General features: G+C 32.5%; 12 protein-coding genes and 1 tRNA gene. 7 read left to right on the top strand and 6 right to left on the bottom strand.

Translation table 11 applies throughout. The features are described from left to right. Window positions 1–49: 49 nt before the first annotated feature. The gene (locus ACP5Q2_RS02845; protein WP_424605686.1) at window positions 50–604 is read left to right on the top strand and encodes a helix-turn-helix domain-containing protein; all 555 of its coding nucleotides are present in this window, start codon (window positions 50–52) and stop codon (window positions 602–604) included. On the opposite strand, the gene miaA is transcribed toward ACP5Q2_RS02845, so the two are convergent. The 5 genes from miaA to ACP5Q2_RS02870 are packed head-to-tail and all read right to left on the bottom strand — an operon-like array spanning window position 593 to window position 5379. Then, a complete protein-coding gene (gene miaA, locus ACP5Q2_RS02850) occupies window positions 593–1507 on the bottom strand; it encodes a tRNA (adenosine(37)-N6)-dimethylallyltransferase MiaA (protein WP_428097033.1) in 915 nt (304 codons plus the stop codon). The two genes, ACP5Q2_RS02845 and miaA, sit on opposite strands and share 12 nt — an antisense overlap. Next, entirely contained in the window at window positions 1504–3204 is a 1701-nt protein-coding gene (gene mutL / locus ACP5Q2_RS02855) for a DNA mismatch repair endonuclease MutL (protein WP_428097035.1), read from the bottom strand. Before mutL ends, miaA begins: the two co-directional genes overlap by 4 nt. A 3-nt stretch (window positions 3205–3207) precedes the next feature. Beyond that, window positions 3208–4164: an acetyl-CoA carboxylase carboxyltransferase subunit alpha gene (locus ACP5Q2_RS02860; RefSeq protein WP_424605683.1), complete on the bottom strand. Its 957-nt coding sequence runs from the start codon at window positions 4162–4164 to the stop codon at window positions 3208–3210. Window positions 4165–4179: 15 nt separating this feature from the next. Further along, window positions 4180–5007 carry a DsbA family protein gene (locus ACP5Q2_RS02865; protein ID WP_428097038.1) on the bottom strand — a complete coding sequence of 276 codons (828 nt, stop codon included), beginning with the start codon at window positions 5005–5007 and terminating at the stop codon, window positions 4180–4182. Between the two features lie 24 nt (window positions 5008–5031). Next, window positions 5032–5379 (bottom strand): cupin domain-containing protein, encoded by a 348-nt coding sequence (locus ACP5Q2_RS02870; protein ID WP_424605681.1) that lies wholly within the window; start codon window positions 5377–5379, stop codon window positions 5032–5034. Between the two features lie 131 nt (window positions 5380–5510). On the opposite strand from ACP5Q2_RS02870, the gene acnA reads away from it, so the two are divergent. After that, window positions 5511–8144, top strand: coding sequence for an aconitate hydratase AcnA (gene acnA / locus ACP5Q2_RS02875; protein ID WP_428097041.1), 2634 nt, complete (start codon window positions 5511–5513; stop codon window positions 8142–8144). 14 nt (window positions 8145–8158) lie between these two features. Beyond that, a complete protein-coding gene (locus ACP5Q2_RS02880; protein ID WP_424605679.1) occupies window positions 8159–8563 on the top strand; it encodes a molybdenum cofactor biosynthesis protein MoaE in 405 nt (134 codons plus the stop codon). Window positions 8564–8589: 26 nt separating this feature from the next. Here the strand turns inward: ACP5Q2_RS02880 and ACP5Q2_RS02885 are convergent. Beyond that, window positions 8590–8674: transfer RNA gene (locus ACP5Q2_RS02885), tRNA-Leu, on the bottom strand. Window positions 8675–8802: 128 nt separating this feature from the next. Here ACP5Q2_RS02885 and ACP5Q2_RS02890 point away from each other — a divergent pair. The 4 genes from ACP5Q2_RS02890 to ACP5Q2_RS02905 are packed head-to-tail and all read left to right on the top strand — an operon-like array spanning window position 8803 to window position 17031. Next, window positions 8803–10815, top strand: a complete 2013-nt coding sequence (locus ACP5Q2_RS02890; protein WP_428097044.1) for a hypothetical protein — start codon at window positions 8803–8805, stop codon at window positions 10813–10815. 21 nt (window positions 10816–10836) lie between these two features. After that, complete coding sequence (locus ACP5Q2_RS02895) at window positions 10837–15159, top strand: hypothetical protein (protein WP_428097047.1); 4323 nt, start codon at window positions 10837–10839, stop codon at window positions 15157–15159. A 12-nt stretch (window positions 15160–15171) separates the two neighbouring features. Beyond that, on the top strand, window positions 15172–15552 hold the full coding sequence (locus ACP5Q2_RS02900) for a hypothetical protein (protein WP_424605676.1): 381 nt from the start codon (window positions 15172–15174) through the stop codon (window positions 15550–15552). Window positions 15553–15564: 12 nt separating this feature from the next. Next, window positions 15565–17031, top strand: a complete 1467-nt coding sequence (locus tag ACP5Q2_RS02905; RefSeq protein WP_428097051.1) for a leucyl aminopeptidase family protein — start codon at window positions 15565–15567, stop codon at window positions 17029–17031. The last annotated feature ends 82 nt before the right edge of the window (window positions 17032–17113 follow it).

Genomic DNA, 17113 nt, shown 5'->3' on the forward strand with positions numbered 1-17113 from the left:
ATAATTTATAGGGGGCTTTCTTTTTAAAAGGCCCCTTTTTCTGATCGAAGTGAACAAATCGTATATATCAAAAAAAATCAGGAACTTGAGGAAGTCTCAAGGTATTACCCTTGAGCAATTAGCTAAAGCCATTGGTAAAACTAAGAGTTATGTCTCAATGCTTGAAAATGAAAAAGCCATACCGTCTCTTTCTACATTAAAAGAAATTGTTTCTTTTTTTAATATGACTATTGCAGATTTTTTCGAGGAATCTGACCAAAAATCAGATTTCAACAAAGAGGTCTTTAATTTCAGTTCCGATGCTGAATTAATATACTCTAAAAAAAACGAATTCAATCTTTATCTTCTACATAAGAATAAAAGTTTTAAAATGAAAACGTATATTGTGGAGCTTTTTCCTGAAGGTGGGTATTCACAATCTTTAAAGCATGAAGGTGAGGAGCAGGGGTATATTCTCCAGGGTAGGGTAGAACTAATAATTGACGAAAAATCTTACGAACTTTCATCCGGGCAATATTTTTACTTTGATTCATCAAAAAGTCATAGGGTGAGAAATCTGGATAATGAGATCTCCAGGATCTTCTGGATTTATTTACCAAAATAGTTTTATTGTTTTAAATATTTCATCAACGTTGGTTTGAAAGTCGGAGGAAAGTTTTTTTAATCCCATCATATGTCTAAACCATGTGTATTGTCTTTTGGCAAATTGTCGAGTTTTAGTTTGTATATCTTGAATAAGTTTTTCTATTGATGGATATCCATTTTTGATAAAAGATGCAATTTCTCTATATCCTATTGCCTTAAATGAATGATTTTCTGGCGAATAACCAAGGTTTAAAAGGTGATTAACCTCATCTACCCAGCCTTTTTGAAACATCTTTAAAACTCTTTCATCAATACTTTTGTAAAGCTCTTTTCTATCTTTTTCTATGATGAATATTTCATAATCAAATCTTGGATATCTATGGAAATTTCTATGGGCTTCAGTTACTGTCATACCTGTAGTTTCCATAATTTCAAATGCCCTGGTAATCTTATTTTTATCTTTTTTTGATATCTTTTTGGCATATTCAGCATCTTTCAAAATAAGTTGATGGTAAAAATAATCAATACCTTTATCCTCCATATCGTTTAGAATTTGTTGTCTTAATTCTTTATCCACTTTGGGGGATTTAAAAATCCCTTTTGTCAATACTTCAACGTAGAGACCAGTGCCACCAACTACGAGGGGGATTTTATTCCTTTTTAGAATATCTTCTATGATAGTTTCTGTTTTTTCAAAAAATATTCCAGCTGAATATACTTCTTCAGGGTTCAAACAATCTATTAGATGATGTTTTATTTTAGCAAGTTCATTTTTGGATGGTTTTCCAGTACCTATATCCATAAATCTATACACCTGAAATGCATCTGCACTGATTATTTCTATGTCGAGTTTTTCGGCTAATTTCAATGATATGTCAGTTTTTCCTGAAGCTGTATAACCGGTAATTATGGGTATCTTCATCTATGAAACTTTTTATATATAGATTCTTTGTTCATCTTAAATATAATAGGCCTTCCGTGGGGGCAGGTGTAAGGGTTTGATGTCTTGAAAAGGTTAGTTACCAATTCTTCCATTTCAAAATATGTTAGGTAATCGCCAGATTTAATGGCATTTTTACACGACATGATGAGGGGGATCTTATCATTTTCTGCTACCTTCAATGAATTTATCTCTTCAATAATATTCTTTAACTCCTCCACCGGATCTCTTTTTAAAAGAGAAGATGGAATAGATGAAATTTTAAGACTATCTTTTCCAAAAAACTCAATCTCAAACCCAAATTTATTTAGTATTTCCATATTTGTGGACAAAATCTCTCTGTCTTCATAAGATACATCCATTATAATTGGCTCATATAATACTATTGATGGGATTGAGTTTTTCAAGTTTTTATATTTTTCGAAAAGTACCCTTTCATGTGCAATATGCTGATCAATAAAAACCAATTCATCTTTGATTTCACAAAGAATAACTGTTTTAAACAATTGTCCAATTATTTTAATTTCTTTATCTGCATCAGAATAATTTGCATAACTTTCGCTTACAGAAATCTCTTTTTCTGAAGATAGGATCTTTTCCAAATCTATATTATATTTTAGTTCTGGGTTTGTTGTTTTATATATTTCATCTTTTTTATCAGCTTCTTGGTTGGATTGAGTAACGTAGGAACTTGATAATGTCAATCTATTCAGCTCTGTCTTGATGCTATCGTATACAAATGAGAATATATCGTTTGAATTAAAAAATTTAACTGCCATCTTGGTGGGGTGAACATTGACGTCCAGATCTTCACCTGATATATTTAAGTTTATAAATGCAAAAGGGTATCTATTTTCTGGTATCAACCTATGGTAGGCATTTATAATCGATTGCATAATCCCAAAATCTTTTATTATTCTTTTATTTACAGAGGTTATTATATAATCTTTTCTGAATTTTTGATTATCTGGTGTGGATAATACCCCCTCAATATTTAGAGTTCCATATCTATTTTTAAATTCGAAAAGGGGGGCTTCATTAAAAATCTTTTTTACTCTATCGATCATACAGTTATCTTTTATAAGATCTAACACCACTTCTCCATCTTTTATAAGTTTTAAGGTAACGTTAAAATTTATAGAAGCAAAGCATTTGATGAATTTTAGAATTTCTCTGTATTCAGAATTTGAATTTTTTAAGAATTTTTTCCTGACAGGTATCTTTTGAAATAGATTTGCCACTTCAACAGTCGTGCCATAGGGTATAGGGGAAGGTTTTATAACAAAGTTTTCACCGAAATTTTTTATGAGAACAAACCCATCATAGCAATCCCTTCTGGAATGTATCTTAAAATCTGAAACAGAGCTGATGGCTGCAAGGGCTTCCCCTCTAAAACCATAGCTATTAATTGAATATATATCTTCAAATCTCTTTATTTTACTTGTGGCGTACCTCTCTATAGTATTGGGAAGGTCATCGGGTAGAATACCTCTGCCATTATCGCTTACTTTTATAAGAGACAGTCCACCATCATTAATCTCAATATCTATTTTATCAGCACCAGCATCGATAGAATTTTCCAGGAGTTCTTTTACCACATTAAAAGGGCGCTCCACCACCTCTCCGGCGGCAATTTTATTTGATATGTCGGAAGGTAATTTTATTATTTCAGATGGCAATTCCTACTCCGCAAATACACCTATGTTTCTAAATTTTTGATACCTCGATTCAAACAGTTCATCCGGTGAGTATTGTTTTAATTCTTTGAAATGTTTTTTCAAAGATTTTTTTACGTTATTAAACGTCCCTTCATGATCTCTGTGGGCACCACCAATAGGTTCTTTAATTATTTCATCAATAACATTGAGAGATTTTAGATCTTGTGCGGTCAGTTTTAGGGCTTCTGCTGCTCTTTTGGAATAAGATGCATCTTTCCATAAAATAGATGCACAACCTTCTGGACTAATAACTGCATAGATCGAGTGTTCAAGCATTAACACCCTGTTACCCATTGCGATTGCAAGTGCCCCACCGCTGCCACCTTCACCGGTGATAACTGTAATGATAGGTACCTTGAGTCCAGCCATTTCAAACAAATTTCTGGCAATAGCTTCAGCCTGTCCCCTTTCTTCGGCTCCTATTCCCGGATATGCCCCGGGTGTATCCACAAATGTGAAAATAGGTCTCTTGAATTTATCAGCCATTCTAAACAATCTTTGGGCTTTCCGATAACCCTCTGGGTTAGGCATTCCAAAATTTCTCATAATGTTTTCTTTGGTATTTCTACCTTTTTGATGACCTATTACTACGCATGGTTCACCATCAAATTTTGCAATACCCCCCACTATAGCAGAATCATCCATGTATAATCTATCACCATGTAATTCCACGAAGTCTTCAAAGAGTGCTGCTATATAGTCCAATGTGTATGGCCTATTTGGATGCCTTGCCACAAGTACCTTCTGGGCAGGTGTAAGATTTCTGTATACGTTAGTTTTCACTTTCTGGATTCTTTCTTCCAATTTTGCTATTTTATCTTCTATATCTTTGTCTACTACTTCAGAAATAGACTTAAGCTCTTCTAATTTTTTTTCCAATTCATAAATAGGTACTTCAAACTCAAGTGGTTGTATTGCCATAATACACCTCTAACATTATTTTAATAGGGTAAAACCTTTATCTATTAATTGAGTATTATAACCTTCTACTTTTCTACCATTTATAAATATAATTGGGGTGGAGTTTACCCCTAATTGTTCTGCGTACTTCATTTGAGCATTTATTCTATCGGAGATCTCTTTTGAATTTACAAGCTTTTCAAATTCCATTTTTTTACCAGATAAATTTGCAAATGTTTCTATTATTCTATTGTCATCCATATTATCGTATTTTCCAGAGTATAGCTGATCCATAAAATTTTTACCAAGTGCCATCCCCGCTTCAAAGATCTTTGCATAGAGCATAGCTTTTTTATGTATTGAAAGAGGGTAATTAAGCATATATATGGCAATATCTTTTTTATTAACTGAATTGAGCTTTGATTCTAAATATTCGTTGGCTTTTCTGCAGAAAGGGCATTCGAAGTCTGAAACTTTAACTATTACATTTTTAGCATTTTTATTTCCATAAAATAAGGTAAGCTTTGAGGTATCGATATTTGTTATATCATAAGAAAAAATCATATCTTTCAATATGCTATAACTTTTAGATATGTCTATTAGATCTGGAATCAAAACATTGCCATTCGTAAGTAGAAATTGATCTACTTTTTTATTATTCCTTTTATCAGTTATTACAGCTTTTACGAGATAATACCCTTTTAAATCCTCCACCTCTTTAATTATAGTTACCTCAATGTTGAGATCTTTAATACCTCTTTTTTCAAAATTTTGGATAAGATTTTTTTCAAGAGTTGTTTTAATGTTTGAAGCAAAAACGTTGATAGATATCAAACAAAACAAAATAATTTTAATATACCTCATCTCTGTATCTCCCTTTTATATTATTTAATATTCACCTTTTTCTGGGACTATGCAAATAAATTGTATATCTGAATTCCTATCTGCCATAAATTGATGCTCTACATTATTTGGTATATAAGCTATAGATCCAGTTTTTACGTTGTGTAATTCACCATTGAGATAAAGAGTACCTTCACCTGATAAAATGTAATTTATGTGAGGCCAATCGTGGGTGTGTCTGGGGGTATATCCTCCATTCTTTACAGTAAAAACCCTAAGAACATAGTCTTTCCAACCTTCATTTTTACCAATTGCTACCTGTTTTACAACGTTTTTAATATTGTTGTCATTATAAAAAACATGTTCTAAATCAGAGATATGACCTACAAACATATCATTCACCTCTATAAATAATTATCTTTACTATAAATGATCTTATAAAAAAAAGCAAATATTAGTTTACAAAATTACTTTGTCATATTAAAATGAATATGGATGGTTAAAAAAGTTCAATGGGGGTTTTTATGGATAAAGAGAGATACCTGAACAGTTTTGAATTTGAGGAGAGGGAGTATTTTTTTTACGACATTAATAAGCTTTCAAAAGATGGGTTTGACATAAAAAAAATGCCGTATTCCATAAAGATATTGGTGGAAAATATTCTAAGGAACATAGGGGATGGTAAGGTAAATGAAAAAGATTTGAAAAATATTGCCGGCTGGAGTAAAAAACAACCTGTTCCAATTGAAATTCCATACAAACCTGTTAGAGTTCTGATGCAGGATTTTACAGGTGTGCCTGCAGTGGTTGATCTTGCAGCAATGAGGGATGCAATGGTGGAGCTTGGTAAAAATCCTGAAAAGATAAATCCTTTGGTGCCCGTTGACCTTATTGTGGATCACTCCGTTCAGGTGGATTATTATGGTACTGAAGATAACATATTAAAAAATGTTGCTCTTGAATACAAAAGAAATGAAGAGAGGTACAAACTTCTAAAATGGGCACAAAAATCATTTTATAATTTCAGAGTGGTACCCCCCAATTCTGGAATTTGCCATCAGGTAAATCTTGAATATTTAGCTAAAGTAGTTTGTATAGATGATAGAAAAGATAAAAAAATTCTGTATCCTGACACCTGTATAGGTACTGATTCCCATACACCTATGGTTAATGGCATAGGTGTAATGGGTTGGGGTGTTGGTGGGATCGAAGCTGAGGCAGTTATGCTGGGACAACCATATTATATGCCAATTCCTGAAGTTATTGGTGTAAAGATGATTGGGGAGTTGAATGAAGGTGTTACCGCTACTGATTTAATTTTGACCATCACAGAAAAATTGAGAAAATATGGAGTTGTGGATAAATTTGTTGAGTATTTTGGCCCAGGGATAAAAACTTTATCAATACCCGATAGGGCTACTATATCAAATATGACTCCTGAATTTGGTGCAACTTTAGGGATATTTCCGATTGACAGAAAGACCATCGAATATTTGAGAATGACAAATAGGGATAGATATGCGGATATTTTGGAGGTATATGCCAAAAAGGCTGGTATTTTCTACACAGGTCAAGAAAAAGTAGAATATACAGACGTTTTAGAAATAGATTTAAATTCAATAGAACCTTCAATCGCTGGCCCATCCAGACCTCAGGATAGAATATCATTGAGTCAGGTAAAAAGTAGTTTGCAGAATTTAAAAGCTGATAATTTTGTAAATATTGAAATCGATCAAAACTCAGTAAGAATTAAAGATGGTAGTGTGGTAATTGCAGCTATTACTTCCTGCACAAATACATCAAATCCATTTGTTATTATTGGTGCTGGATTATTAGCCAAAAATGCTGTTAAAAAAGGTTTAAAAGTAAAGCCTTACGTAAAAACATCCTTTGCTCCAGGATCAAAAGTGGTGGAATCTTATTTAAAAAAATCTGGATTAATGCCTTATCTGGAGGCATTGGGATTTCACATAACGGCGTATGGCTGTACTACATGCATTGGTAATAGTGGTCCGATTTTACCTCAAATAGAAGAGGCTATCATAAAGAATAATTTAAATGTAGCTGCCGTTCTTTCCGGCAATAGAAACTTTGAGGCAAGGATTCATCAGCTTGTCAGATCTAATTTTTTAGCCAGTCCTATGTTAGTAGTAGCATATGCTCTTGCGGGAAAGATAGATATAGATTTTAAAAATGAACCTTTGGGTTACACTCCTTATGGCGAAAATGTTATGTTAAAAGACATCTGGCCATCTTCAGAAGAGATCTATGAAATTATCAATGATACATTCACAAAATCTGATTTTAAAAGAGATTATGGAAAAATTTTTGATGGTGATCTTTTCTGGCAGAGGATGAATATTAAAGTTGACAAAACTTACAATTGGCAGGAAAAATCTACATATATAAAAAAACCGCCATATTTTGATAATTTTGTAAAAGAACCTGGAAAAATTATTGATATTACTAATGCAAGAATCCTACTGTTACTTGGGGATTCTATAACTACAGATCATATATCACCAGCTGGAGAGATTGATCCCGATTATCCTGCTGGTAGATATCTTATTTCAAAAGAAGTTAAGGAGGAAGATTTTAATTCTTACGGATCCAGAAGGGGTAATCATGAGGTTATGATTAGGGGTACCTTTGGTAATATAAGGATTAAAAATAAGATGGTGAATAAAGAAGGTTCTTTTACGATAAAATATCCAGAAAACGAAGAAATGTTCATATTCGATGCTGCTATGAAATATCAGATCGAAAATACCCCTTTAGTTGTATTTGCCGGTAAAGAATACGGTACCGGTTCTTCAAGGGATTGGGCCGCAAAAGGTACATCACTTTTGGGTATAAAAGCTGTTATAGCGGAATCCTTTGAAAGGATACACAAAAGTAATCTGGTAGGTATGGGTGTTTTGCCATTACAATTTAAAGATGGAGAAAGTTGGCCAAAACATGGGATTAAAGGGGATGAAATTGTAAATATCTTTGGGTTAGAAAATCTATCCCCCAGAAAAGATATAAGAATAGAATTATTAAAACCAGATGGAGAAAAGAGAGAATTTTTAGTGACTTTAAGGCTCGATACTGAAGTGGAGGTGGAATATTACATCAATGGAGGTATATTACCTTATGTACTTAGAAGATTTATGTGATGTTGGAGTAAAAAATGGGATTTGAAAAAGTTAAAGTAAATATTGTAAATGGTAGAATATCCATTAGTAAGGTTTACGAAGAGTTTTACAATCAATTAGATGATTCCACCGGTACAATTCTGATACATCATGGCAAAGCCAAGTTTCCTGGAAAACATTTTGAAAACTATTCTAAAATAGAATTGACATTAAAAAATGATAATTCTCAAGAAATTTTACAAAAAAAGACTGAAGAAATTTTTAATACCTATAATTTAAATAAACTACATATTTATCATTCTCTTGGCACACTGAATAAAAATGATCCAATTTTATTTTTAGCAGTTGAAGCCAAAGATAGGGATTCCGCATTCAGATCTGTAAGAGAGATTTTGGAATTTATAAAGAAAGACGAATTAATAGAGCTAAAGGAATTATAACTTTTCTTATATGAGTAACTATAAAATGCCGGAGGGGGGACTCGAACCCCCACGGGTGATTAGCCCACCGGATTTTGAGTCCGGCGCGTCTACCAATTCCACCACTCCGGCAACGTTTGGGAAGATTACAAAAAAATAGTTTCCTTGTCAATATGCAAAATTAGAATATTATTTTAAAAAAAATAAAAAAGTTGTTTTTTCCAAAATAATGCAGTATAATTTTTCTATGGAGGTGTAGTATGATTTTTAGAACATTATTACTTTTAACCGGGCTATTATTCATTTTTTCATGTGCTCCAGATCCTTTTAAAGAGAGTTTCGAGAATGCTAAAAATTTAGTCAGCCAGAACAGGCTGGAGGAAGCTTATTCAATCTACAAAGATCTGTGTCAGAAAGTCCCTGAAAACAAAGAATATTGCCAGGAGTATAACAAAATAAGCAGATTAATATTTGATAGTAAATTTAAAAAAATTAATAGCGATATAACTTCTGTTAAATCAAAAATGCCTTTAATACCTATTCCACTTGTGATGAAATTTGAAGATGATACAAAAAAACTTTATGAATACAATATAGATACAGAAGAAGTTAACAAACTTGCTGCACAGATAGCAAATGAGAAAAAATTATCAATCAATAAAAAAGAGTCCGTTTTTGCTCAGGCTGAGCAGTTTTTGAAGAATAAGGAGTATAGCAAAGCCATAAGTTTATTAAAAGAGAATTCTTATCTTGACCAGTCAATATTTGATATCAAGACAAATGAATATAAGAATGCTGCAATTGGTGCTATGTATCCGGAAATATTAAAATTGGTTGAACAGGAAGAATGGAAAAAAGCACACCCTCTAATTAACCAGGTGTATGAAATAGACAAAGATTACCAGAATATATCAAGTTTAAAAGATGAAGCTTCACAGAAAGATACAGCCGACTATTACCTCAAAAAAGCAGAAGAAGCTAAAAAAAATAAAAAACTGGATCTTGCAGTAAAGTATTACAATATGGCTATGGAATATCCTGATGATGAAAATAGAGTTAAAGAGCTTTATAATAAAGCCATTGCTGAGTTTTCTGAGCTTTATTTTCAGCTTGGGATAGACTATGCACAGCAGGATTTTGTATGGCAGGCATATGACAATTTCAAAAAGGGATTTGACTTAATGCTTAAAATACCTGTGGAAAAAAGAGGCTTGGTAAAGATACCAAAAAAAGATTTAAACAGATACTATGACAATCTTTACCTTAAAGCTAAAAAAGCTGAGGATGGAGAAAAATTAGGGTTGACCTTTTTATATTACAAATTACTGTTTAACCTGAACCCAGCTTATCCAGACTTAAAAGAAAATATGAAAAAGCTCGAAGAAAAGATATTATCAAGGGCTATAAAGAGCCTTGCTATAATACCTTTTAAAAGTCCAAAAAGTGCCCCTGAAGCTGGTGGGCTTTTCACATCCAATATTATGTTGAGCTTGTATAACGAGCTAAAAGATGATCTAAAAATAATCGAAAGGGAGTCCACTGACGTACTTTTAAAAGAATTTGAGTTGAATCTTGCATCTCAATCTGTCAATAAACCCTCCGGCTTAAAAATAGCAAGTGCTGATTACTTCCTACTGGGAGATGTTTTGGATTATAAAGTGGAGTCATCCATTCAGGAAGGTAAAAAATCTGTAAGGGTAAAAACAAGAGTTGATATGGTGCTAAATCCAGCTTATGAAGATTGGGAAAAATTAGCAGTTAAATTGGAAAAAGAAGGGAAGTCACAGGAAATACCCCCCGCACCATCAAAGTATCTTGAAAAACCAGTATTTGAAGATGTAAAATATAACGTCAAATATTTTAAAAAAGTGGCTGTTTTGAGCGTAAGCTACCGTATAGTCGATGTAAACGGCAAATTGATTCACACAGGCTTAGCTGACATAAAAAAAGAAGCTATAGATGAGTCAAGTGAGGGGGTTGAAATAGGAGAGTTTAAGATACCATTTAAGGTGGCCCAACTTCCAACCGATGCTGAACTTTTGAAAAAAGCACAAAATGAAGCTATAGCAAAAATTAAAGATGAAACAAAAGAGATATTTAAAGATTCAGAAGGTAAATATTTGAAACAGGCAAAAGATCTTGAAAAAGATAATAATATCACGGAATCAATTGAAAAGTATGTTGATGCCATTATGATAATGAAAAGAAAAAAACTACCAACTGATGAACTGGAGCAAAGGATAATGAAATATGTGGATGCTATAGTTAATTAGATAATAAATTTGGTGGATCATATGAAAAAAACGCTACTTTTAAGTATATTATCTGCAATATTCATAGTATCATTGGTTAACTCATCCTATGCTGCTAATCCTCTTGATGCTCTTAAATCTATAACAGATACGGCTGTTGGACTATTTAAAAAGGATAATGTACCCAAAACGGTAGCGGTGTTACCTTTTACTGGTGAAGGGACGGATGAAGATAAAAAAGAGCTAAGAATTACTTTTAATAACCACATAAGCTCAAAAAAATTTGAAAACATAAAACTGGATGAGGTAGACGAAAAGATTGCCATTATTGAAAAAGAAACTGGTAAAAAATGGTCAGACTTAGACAACATCACTTTGGCAAATAAATTAGGTGTGGATGGACTCTTTTATGTTGAGGTTTTGGGAATTGAAAAAGTTTATGCTGGTCTTTATGGTAGTTTATCGATAAAAGTCAAAGCGAGATTAGTTTCATCGGAGAAAGGGGAGATTGTCTGGGAGAAAGAAGATTCTGTTGCTGAAAGAAGTGGTGGAGTACCACTTTCACCATGGGGTGCCATCTCCACTGCAATATCTTCTGCTTTAGTCTTAAGAGATACTGTAAAGATATCCCTAATGGATAAGCTTTTTAGAGAGATGGCCAAAACTATTCCGGAACCGAAGGTTTCTGTCGTGAGAAAGCCCCCTGTTATTTTTTCTGTAATTACAAACGCCAAAGACTCTCCATTTAAGCTTGGTGCAGAGATACTTGTGGCAGTGAAAGGTGAGCCGGGGTGTTTGGCTAAATTTGAAATACCAGATATCGCAAAAGATATACCACTTACTGAAATAGAACCTGGCAACTACGTTGGTAAATACATCGTTAATGAAGGTGATAATGGAAAAAATAAACTGATGAAGGTAGTTTTGTTCAGCCCAAAAACCAAGCTTGAATCAATATATCCAGTTTTTTCTCCTATTGAATTAGACTCAATACCCCCTAAAGAGGTTTCTTCTCTTGTTGCTGAAGGACTCAAAGATAAAGTGAGACTAAGTTGGGAAAAAATGGATGATGTCAAGGATTATTTCATCCAAAGAAGTGAAAGTGGTGATTTTGTTGATATAGGTATCACTCAAGTAAACGAGTATTTTGACGATAAAGCTGTGATTGGTAAAACTTATTATTACAGGGTTTTTGCACGTGATACGGCCGGAAATCTCAGCAAACCCTCAGAAATCAAGTTTTACTATGTTAAAAAAGGTCCTACGGAAATATCTGGCAGTATAGTAGAAAATTCTATATTTTATAAAGATGCAAGCCCTTACATCGTTCGTGGGAATCTATTCATATCAAAAGGGATTGAATTAACTATTGAGTCTGGCGTTTTGATAGTGTTTGATAATAATACAGAATTAAAGATAAACGGCTCTGTTAGACTCAATGGGAATAAAAAAGACCCAATAACCATTAAAGGGTCTAATTACCGACTAATCGTTTCAGATGCCGGTGATAATGCCTTAATTGGAAATAATTTTGTTATTGAAGGTGGTGGTGAGTTTGTGGTTTCAAATAGTGGGGTTTCTTTGAGTGAGGTGGAAATTTCTAATTTTGAAAATGGGCTTGTGGTTGAGAGAAACGGTATTGTTCATGGCGAAAATGTTTCTATAAAAAATTGTAAAACAGGATTGGTAATAAAAGAGGGAACTATCAAAGGAAAATATATTTTTGCAAATAATGATATAGCTGTTAATTACATAAGTGGTAAAATTGCAGAAAAAGGCTTTATATTTCATGAAAATAAATTTTATTTAGAAAGTAAGTCAAGGTTAGTTCTTGATGAAGTACAAATAGAAGATCCCTTAGCAAAAAATTTATTCGATTTTTTAACATCAATAAATAGTAATGTTGATATAGTTAAAATAACACCACTAAATTTATCACTAAAAGAAATAAAATTGAATACAATAGAAGATATAAAAGCTGAAATTATTAAAGCTCTGGAAAAAGCTGATCAGGAAGAGATTAAAAAAAATCTGGGAAAATTGGAATCAATTGCTAAAGGTGAAGATATTAAAAGTTATGAATTTCTTGCTTATTTATATAGTAAATATATTTCTTACGAAAAGAGTATACCTTATATTGAAAAATCTGAATTAAAATTTAAAGAGATTTTAAATGATTACATTAAAAAAGGTAAAAATTCTAATTTTTTGATTAACGTAACAGACATAAAAGTTCCATCTTTACAGGAATCTGAACAACAGGATTTGTTGCTGGTTAAAAGACTCCAAGTGAAAGCTTTAAGAGATTTTTTAGATGTATTCCTCTCTTCTGATAGTTATGACAAACAGATGTTGAAAGAGATTGACAATAAGATTGTTGTGAATGCTTCTAAATATATTCCTGCGGTTTATCAGATTTTAAGAAAATCGAATGATGTAAGCTCTTCTATTTACTTCATATATGCACTTGATCGTCAATCTGTAATAGATGATTTGAAAACTTTTGGTATCATAGGAAAAGAAAATAAAGAAACTAAAATAGCTTTAGTAAGCTGCAATTTTAACAATGTAACAGATGAGATTAGAAAACTAATAAAAAAACATAAGTTTGAATTTGTGGAATTAAAGCATGATATATGTGATATTTCCTATTATTACCCTAAAGCTAAAGAAAATTTGGCAGATCTCTTAATTATGTTTAAATCAGACACAAAACAACTCCCAAGTAAACTGGGTAATAATTTAATATTATTTAGCAGTAATATCGAAATAAAACTGGTGGATGTATTTTTGGAAAAAGATTACTCCACATTCTCAGAAGGTGGTTCATCATTCCACATAAACGAAGAGGAAGGGAAAAAAGATTCGCTTAAAGATGCTTTTAGTAAATTGTCCAATAAGTTTGAAAGAGCGCTTTTATCATTCGAAAGGGATATTTACAGTGACGAACATAGAATTAAAGCAAAGGCTAAGTATTTAAGTGAGAAAACAGAAGAGCCCATTGTTGTATCCATTTTAAAAGCATACAATGTGTTTGTAAATCAATACAAGTCATATGCTGATAATCCAGTATTAGAAATATCCATAAAAAACAATACCGGTAAGCAGATCAGTAACTTAAAATATTCGATTTTTGTAAAAGGTTTCATGGACTTTCCAACGGAGGATAATATAGATAATATAGACTCCGGTAAAATAGCTGTTGCAAAAGTAAGAGCTGTTTTTAACAATAAACTTCTGGAACTGACTGAAAATACAAAAATTCAGGCTGAGATTAAATTAAAATATGTGGTGGATGGAAGCCTAAACGAAACAAAAACTACCGCAGTATTAAACCTTTTTGAAAAAAATGCGTTGGTCTGGGATGATAAGCGTAAACTTTCCACATTTATTACCCCAAGAGATCCAAATATTTTAGATATAAGTAGAATTATAATCAATAATATACCCAAAAAAGGTATTAACAATAATATCTCCGTTGGGCTTGGAGTGTTTGAGTTTTTAAAGACTTATGGAATAAAATATCAACAGGATCCCAATAGCCCTTATTCTACCATCTCAGGAAATGCTGAAACGGTAGATTATGTTCAATATCCCACAGACACTTTGAAGAGAAAGACTGGAGATTGTGACGACCTTGTGGCTCTTCTTTCTTCACTTTTTGAAAGTCTGGGAATAAAAACGGCTTTTATAGATATTCCGGGGCACATATTCTTAATGTTTGATAGTGGTATTAATGCCAGTGAAATTGTTAATTATGGTATGAAAAAGGAAGATTTTATAGATTACAATGGTAGGTTGTATATACCATTAGAAACAACTTTGATTAATGCCAATTTCTTGGATTCATGGAAACAGGGTTTAAATCTTTATAGATCCAATTACAATAAAGGGTTAAATATAATCTTTACAGATAAGGGATGGGAAATTTATAAACCACCAACATTTGAACAGGAGAAGCTTAACGTTTCTCTCCCGTACAATTTTGCTTCGAATTTTATCTCCTCATATATTGAGATAATAAAATTAAGAGACAGTATATTGCTTCAAAATATTAAAAATAGTGAATATAGACCTGAAAATACTCTTTATAGATTGTTTTTAAATTCCCTCCTCGATGATGCTCTGCATATTGTAAATCTTTTGGTTAATGCTGGATATAAATCACCACAGTTTTTCAATGATGCAGGCAATATCCTCTTTTACAATAAAAAATACAGCGAAGCGGTAGATTATTATAAAAAAGCATATGAAATGTCCGGAAGTCATTTATACATTTATAACATTATAACAACCTATGAAAAGATGATGGACAAAAAAAATGCTGATATCTGGAGAAAGAAGATATCTGAAATTACTAAATAGATGAGGTGATTTATGTTTAAAAAGAATCTTTTTTTTGTAATCTTGATATCTTGTGTTTCGGTATTAAGTTTTGCCGAAACTGCAGAGCTTGTGAGCAAATCAAAAGCTAAATTGAATAACCTTGAAAAGATAAAAGGTATCAAAGAGTCCAGCAAAATATCTGTGGCTGGTGCAAAGGCGGCAGAGCAGGTCAATAAGGATGAGCTATATTGGGCGGGAAAAGATGAGGTGTCTGATGAAGAGATTGAGCTATTTAAAACTGCTCTGGACAAGATAGAGCAAAAAAACTTCAAGGAAGGAAAGGAAAATCTAAAAAAACTGCTGGATAAATATCCAAAATCAGCTCTGGCGGAAGATAGCCTGGGTCTTTTAAAGGAGATTGATAAACAATAATACGAGGTATTTATGATTAAAATTATTTTTGAAAAAAGTAAAAAGATTCAAAACTACATTATACCACTAACGAAAGCAGGTTATGCTGTGAATATCAATAGAAACCTAGATAAAGCCATTAAAAATATACTAAAGAGTGATCAAATTGAAGGTGGGGAGGTCAAGAAGTTTTCTGTTTTTAATAATAATCGACTTGAGAATATCTTCATTGTATCTTTACCAGAAAAAATTGATAATAATTCATTCTTTTTAGAATTAGGACATAAAGTGATGAAACTTATCGATAAGAATGGGATTGATTCTATCTTTTTATTCCCTATTGAAGGGAGAAATAATGTTAAAAGTTTTTATAAAACAGAGCTTTTTTTAGAAGGGATGCTTTTTGCCTGCTACAATTTTGATGTCTATAAATCAAAAAGAGATGAGAGAAAAGAATTATCCGTCTATTTAGAAGATAAAGTTAAATTGAAAAATTATTTTAATTCAGAAAAGATAGGTGAAATAAATGCATTATACAAATCTATCTTTCTGGCAAGAGATCTGATAAATATGCCCCCCAATGATTTAACACCCCAGAGGTTTTGTGAAATTGCAACAAACGAACTTAATAAGAATCTTAAAATAAAGATTTTTGATGAATTTAATATAAAAGAGTTAGGTATGAATCTTTTATATACTGTGGGAAAGGGAAGCGAAAATAGACCACGGTTTTTGGTGATCGAGTATTTAGGTGATGAAAGTACTAATAAAAAATATGCTTTTGTTGGTAAAGGAGTTACTTTTGATTCTGGTGGTACCAATCTTAAACCCACTGGTAGTATTGAGACTATGAAATCTGATATGTCAGGTGCGGCTAATATGTTGGCACTTGCGAAGGTGGTATCCGAAAGTGGATTGAAATTAAATGCAACTTTTTATATACCATTAGCGGAGAATACAATTGGCCAAACTGCATATCGCCCTGGGGATATTGTAAAATCATACAGTGGCAAAACAGTGGAAATTTTAAATACCGATGCAGAAGGGCGGCTTATTCTGGCGGATGCCATTTCTTTTGCTGTTAAAGATAAGCCTGATTTTATTATAGACATGGCCACACTTACCGGTGCCTGTGTGGTTGCTTTGGGATCTGACATAGCAGGTTGTTTTAGCAATAATGACAATATTTATGAAGAGGTTTACAGATACTTCCGGGAAAATGGAGAGCATATAGTAAGATTACCTTTACACAAAAATTACAGGGAAAGGCTGAAAAGCAAAAATGCAGATCTACAAAATATATCTAAAAAGAGAACTGAAGCTGGTGCAATAATGGGGGCTTTATTTCTGGAAAATTTCGTGGAAGATACTCCATGGATTCATTTTGATATAGCCGGTACTGCCTTTATGGAGGATAATCATCCCGTTTATGGTGAGGGTGGTAGTGGTTTTGGCATAAGGTCACTTTATAGATTTCTAAAATCGAAGGAAATTATGTAGTTGTCATACTTTATTTCTTAAAGTTTTGCTTGATATGTTTTTCATATTTTAGTATTATCACTATTTATCAGTTTAGGAATAA

The sequence above is a fragment of the Calditerrivibrio sp. genome (assembly GCF_049968475.1).
In the GTDB taxonomy this organism is placed as follows: domain Bacteria; phylum Chrysiogenota; class Deferribacteres; order Deferribacterales; family Calditerrivibrionaceae; genus Calditerrivibrio; species Calditerrivibrio nitroreducens_A.

Bases quoted from the DNA above. Each gene is read 5' to 3' on its own strand.
- miaA (WP_428097033.1), bottom strand. From the start codon at position 1,507: ATGAAGATACCCATAATTACCGGTTATACAGCTTCAGGAAAAACTGAC.
- ACP5Q2_RS02860 (WP_424605683.1), bottom strand. From the start codon at position 4,164: ATGGCAATACAACCACTTGAGTTTGAAGTACCTATTTATGAATTGGAA.
- ACP5Q2_RS02865 (WP_428097038.1), bottom strand. From the start codon at position 5,007: ATGAGGTATATTAAAATTATTTTGTTTTGTTTGATATCTATCAACGTT.
- ACP5Q2_RS02870 (WP_424605681.1), bottom strand. From the start codon at position 5,379: ATGTTTGTAGGTCATATCTCTGATTTAGAACATGTTTTTTATAATGAC.
- acnA (WP_428097041.1), top strand. From the start codon at position 5,511: ATGGATAAAGAGAGATACCTGAACAGTTTTGAATTTGAGGAGAGGGAG.
- ACP5Q2_RS02880 (WP_424605679.1), top strand. From the start codon at position 8,159: ATGGGATTTGAAAAAGTTAAAGTAAATATTGTAAATGGTAGAATATCC.
- ACP5Q2_RS02890 (WP_428097044.1), top strand. From the start codon at position 8,803: ATGATTTTTAGAACATTATTACTTTTAACCGGGCTATTATTCATTTTT.
- ACP5Q2_RS02895 (WP_428097047.1), top strand. From the start codon at position 10,837: ATGAAAAAAACGCTACTTTTAAGTATATTATCTGCAATATTCATAGTA.
- ACP5Q2_RS02900 (WP_424605676.1), top strand. From the start codon at position 15,172: ATGTTTAAAAAGAATCTTTTTTTTGTAATCTTGATATCTTGTGTTTCG.
- ACP5Q2_RS02905 (WP_428097051.1), top strand. From the start codon at position 15,565: ATGATTAAAATTATTTTTGAAAAAAGTAAAAAGATTCAAAACTACATT.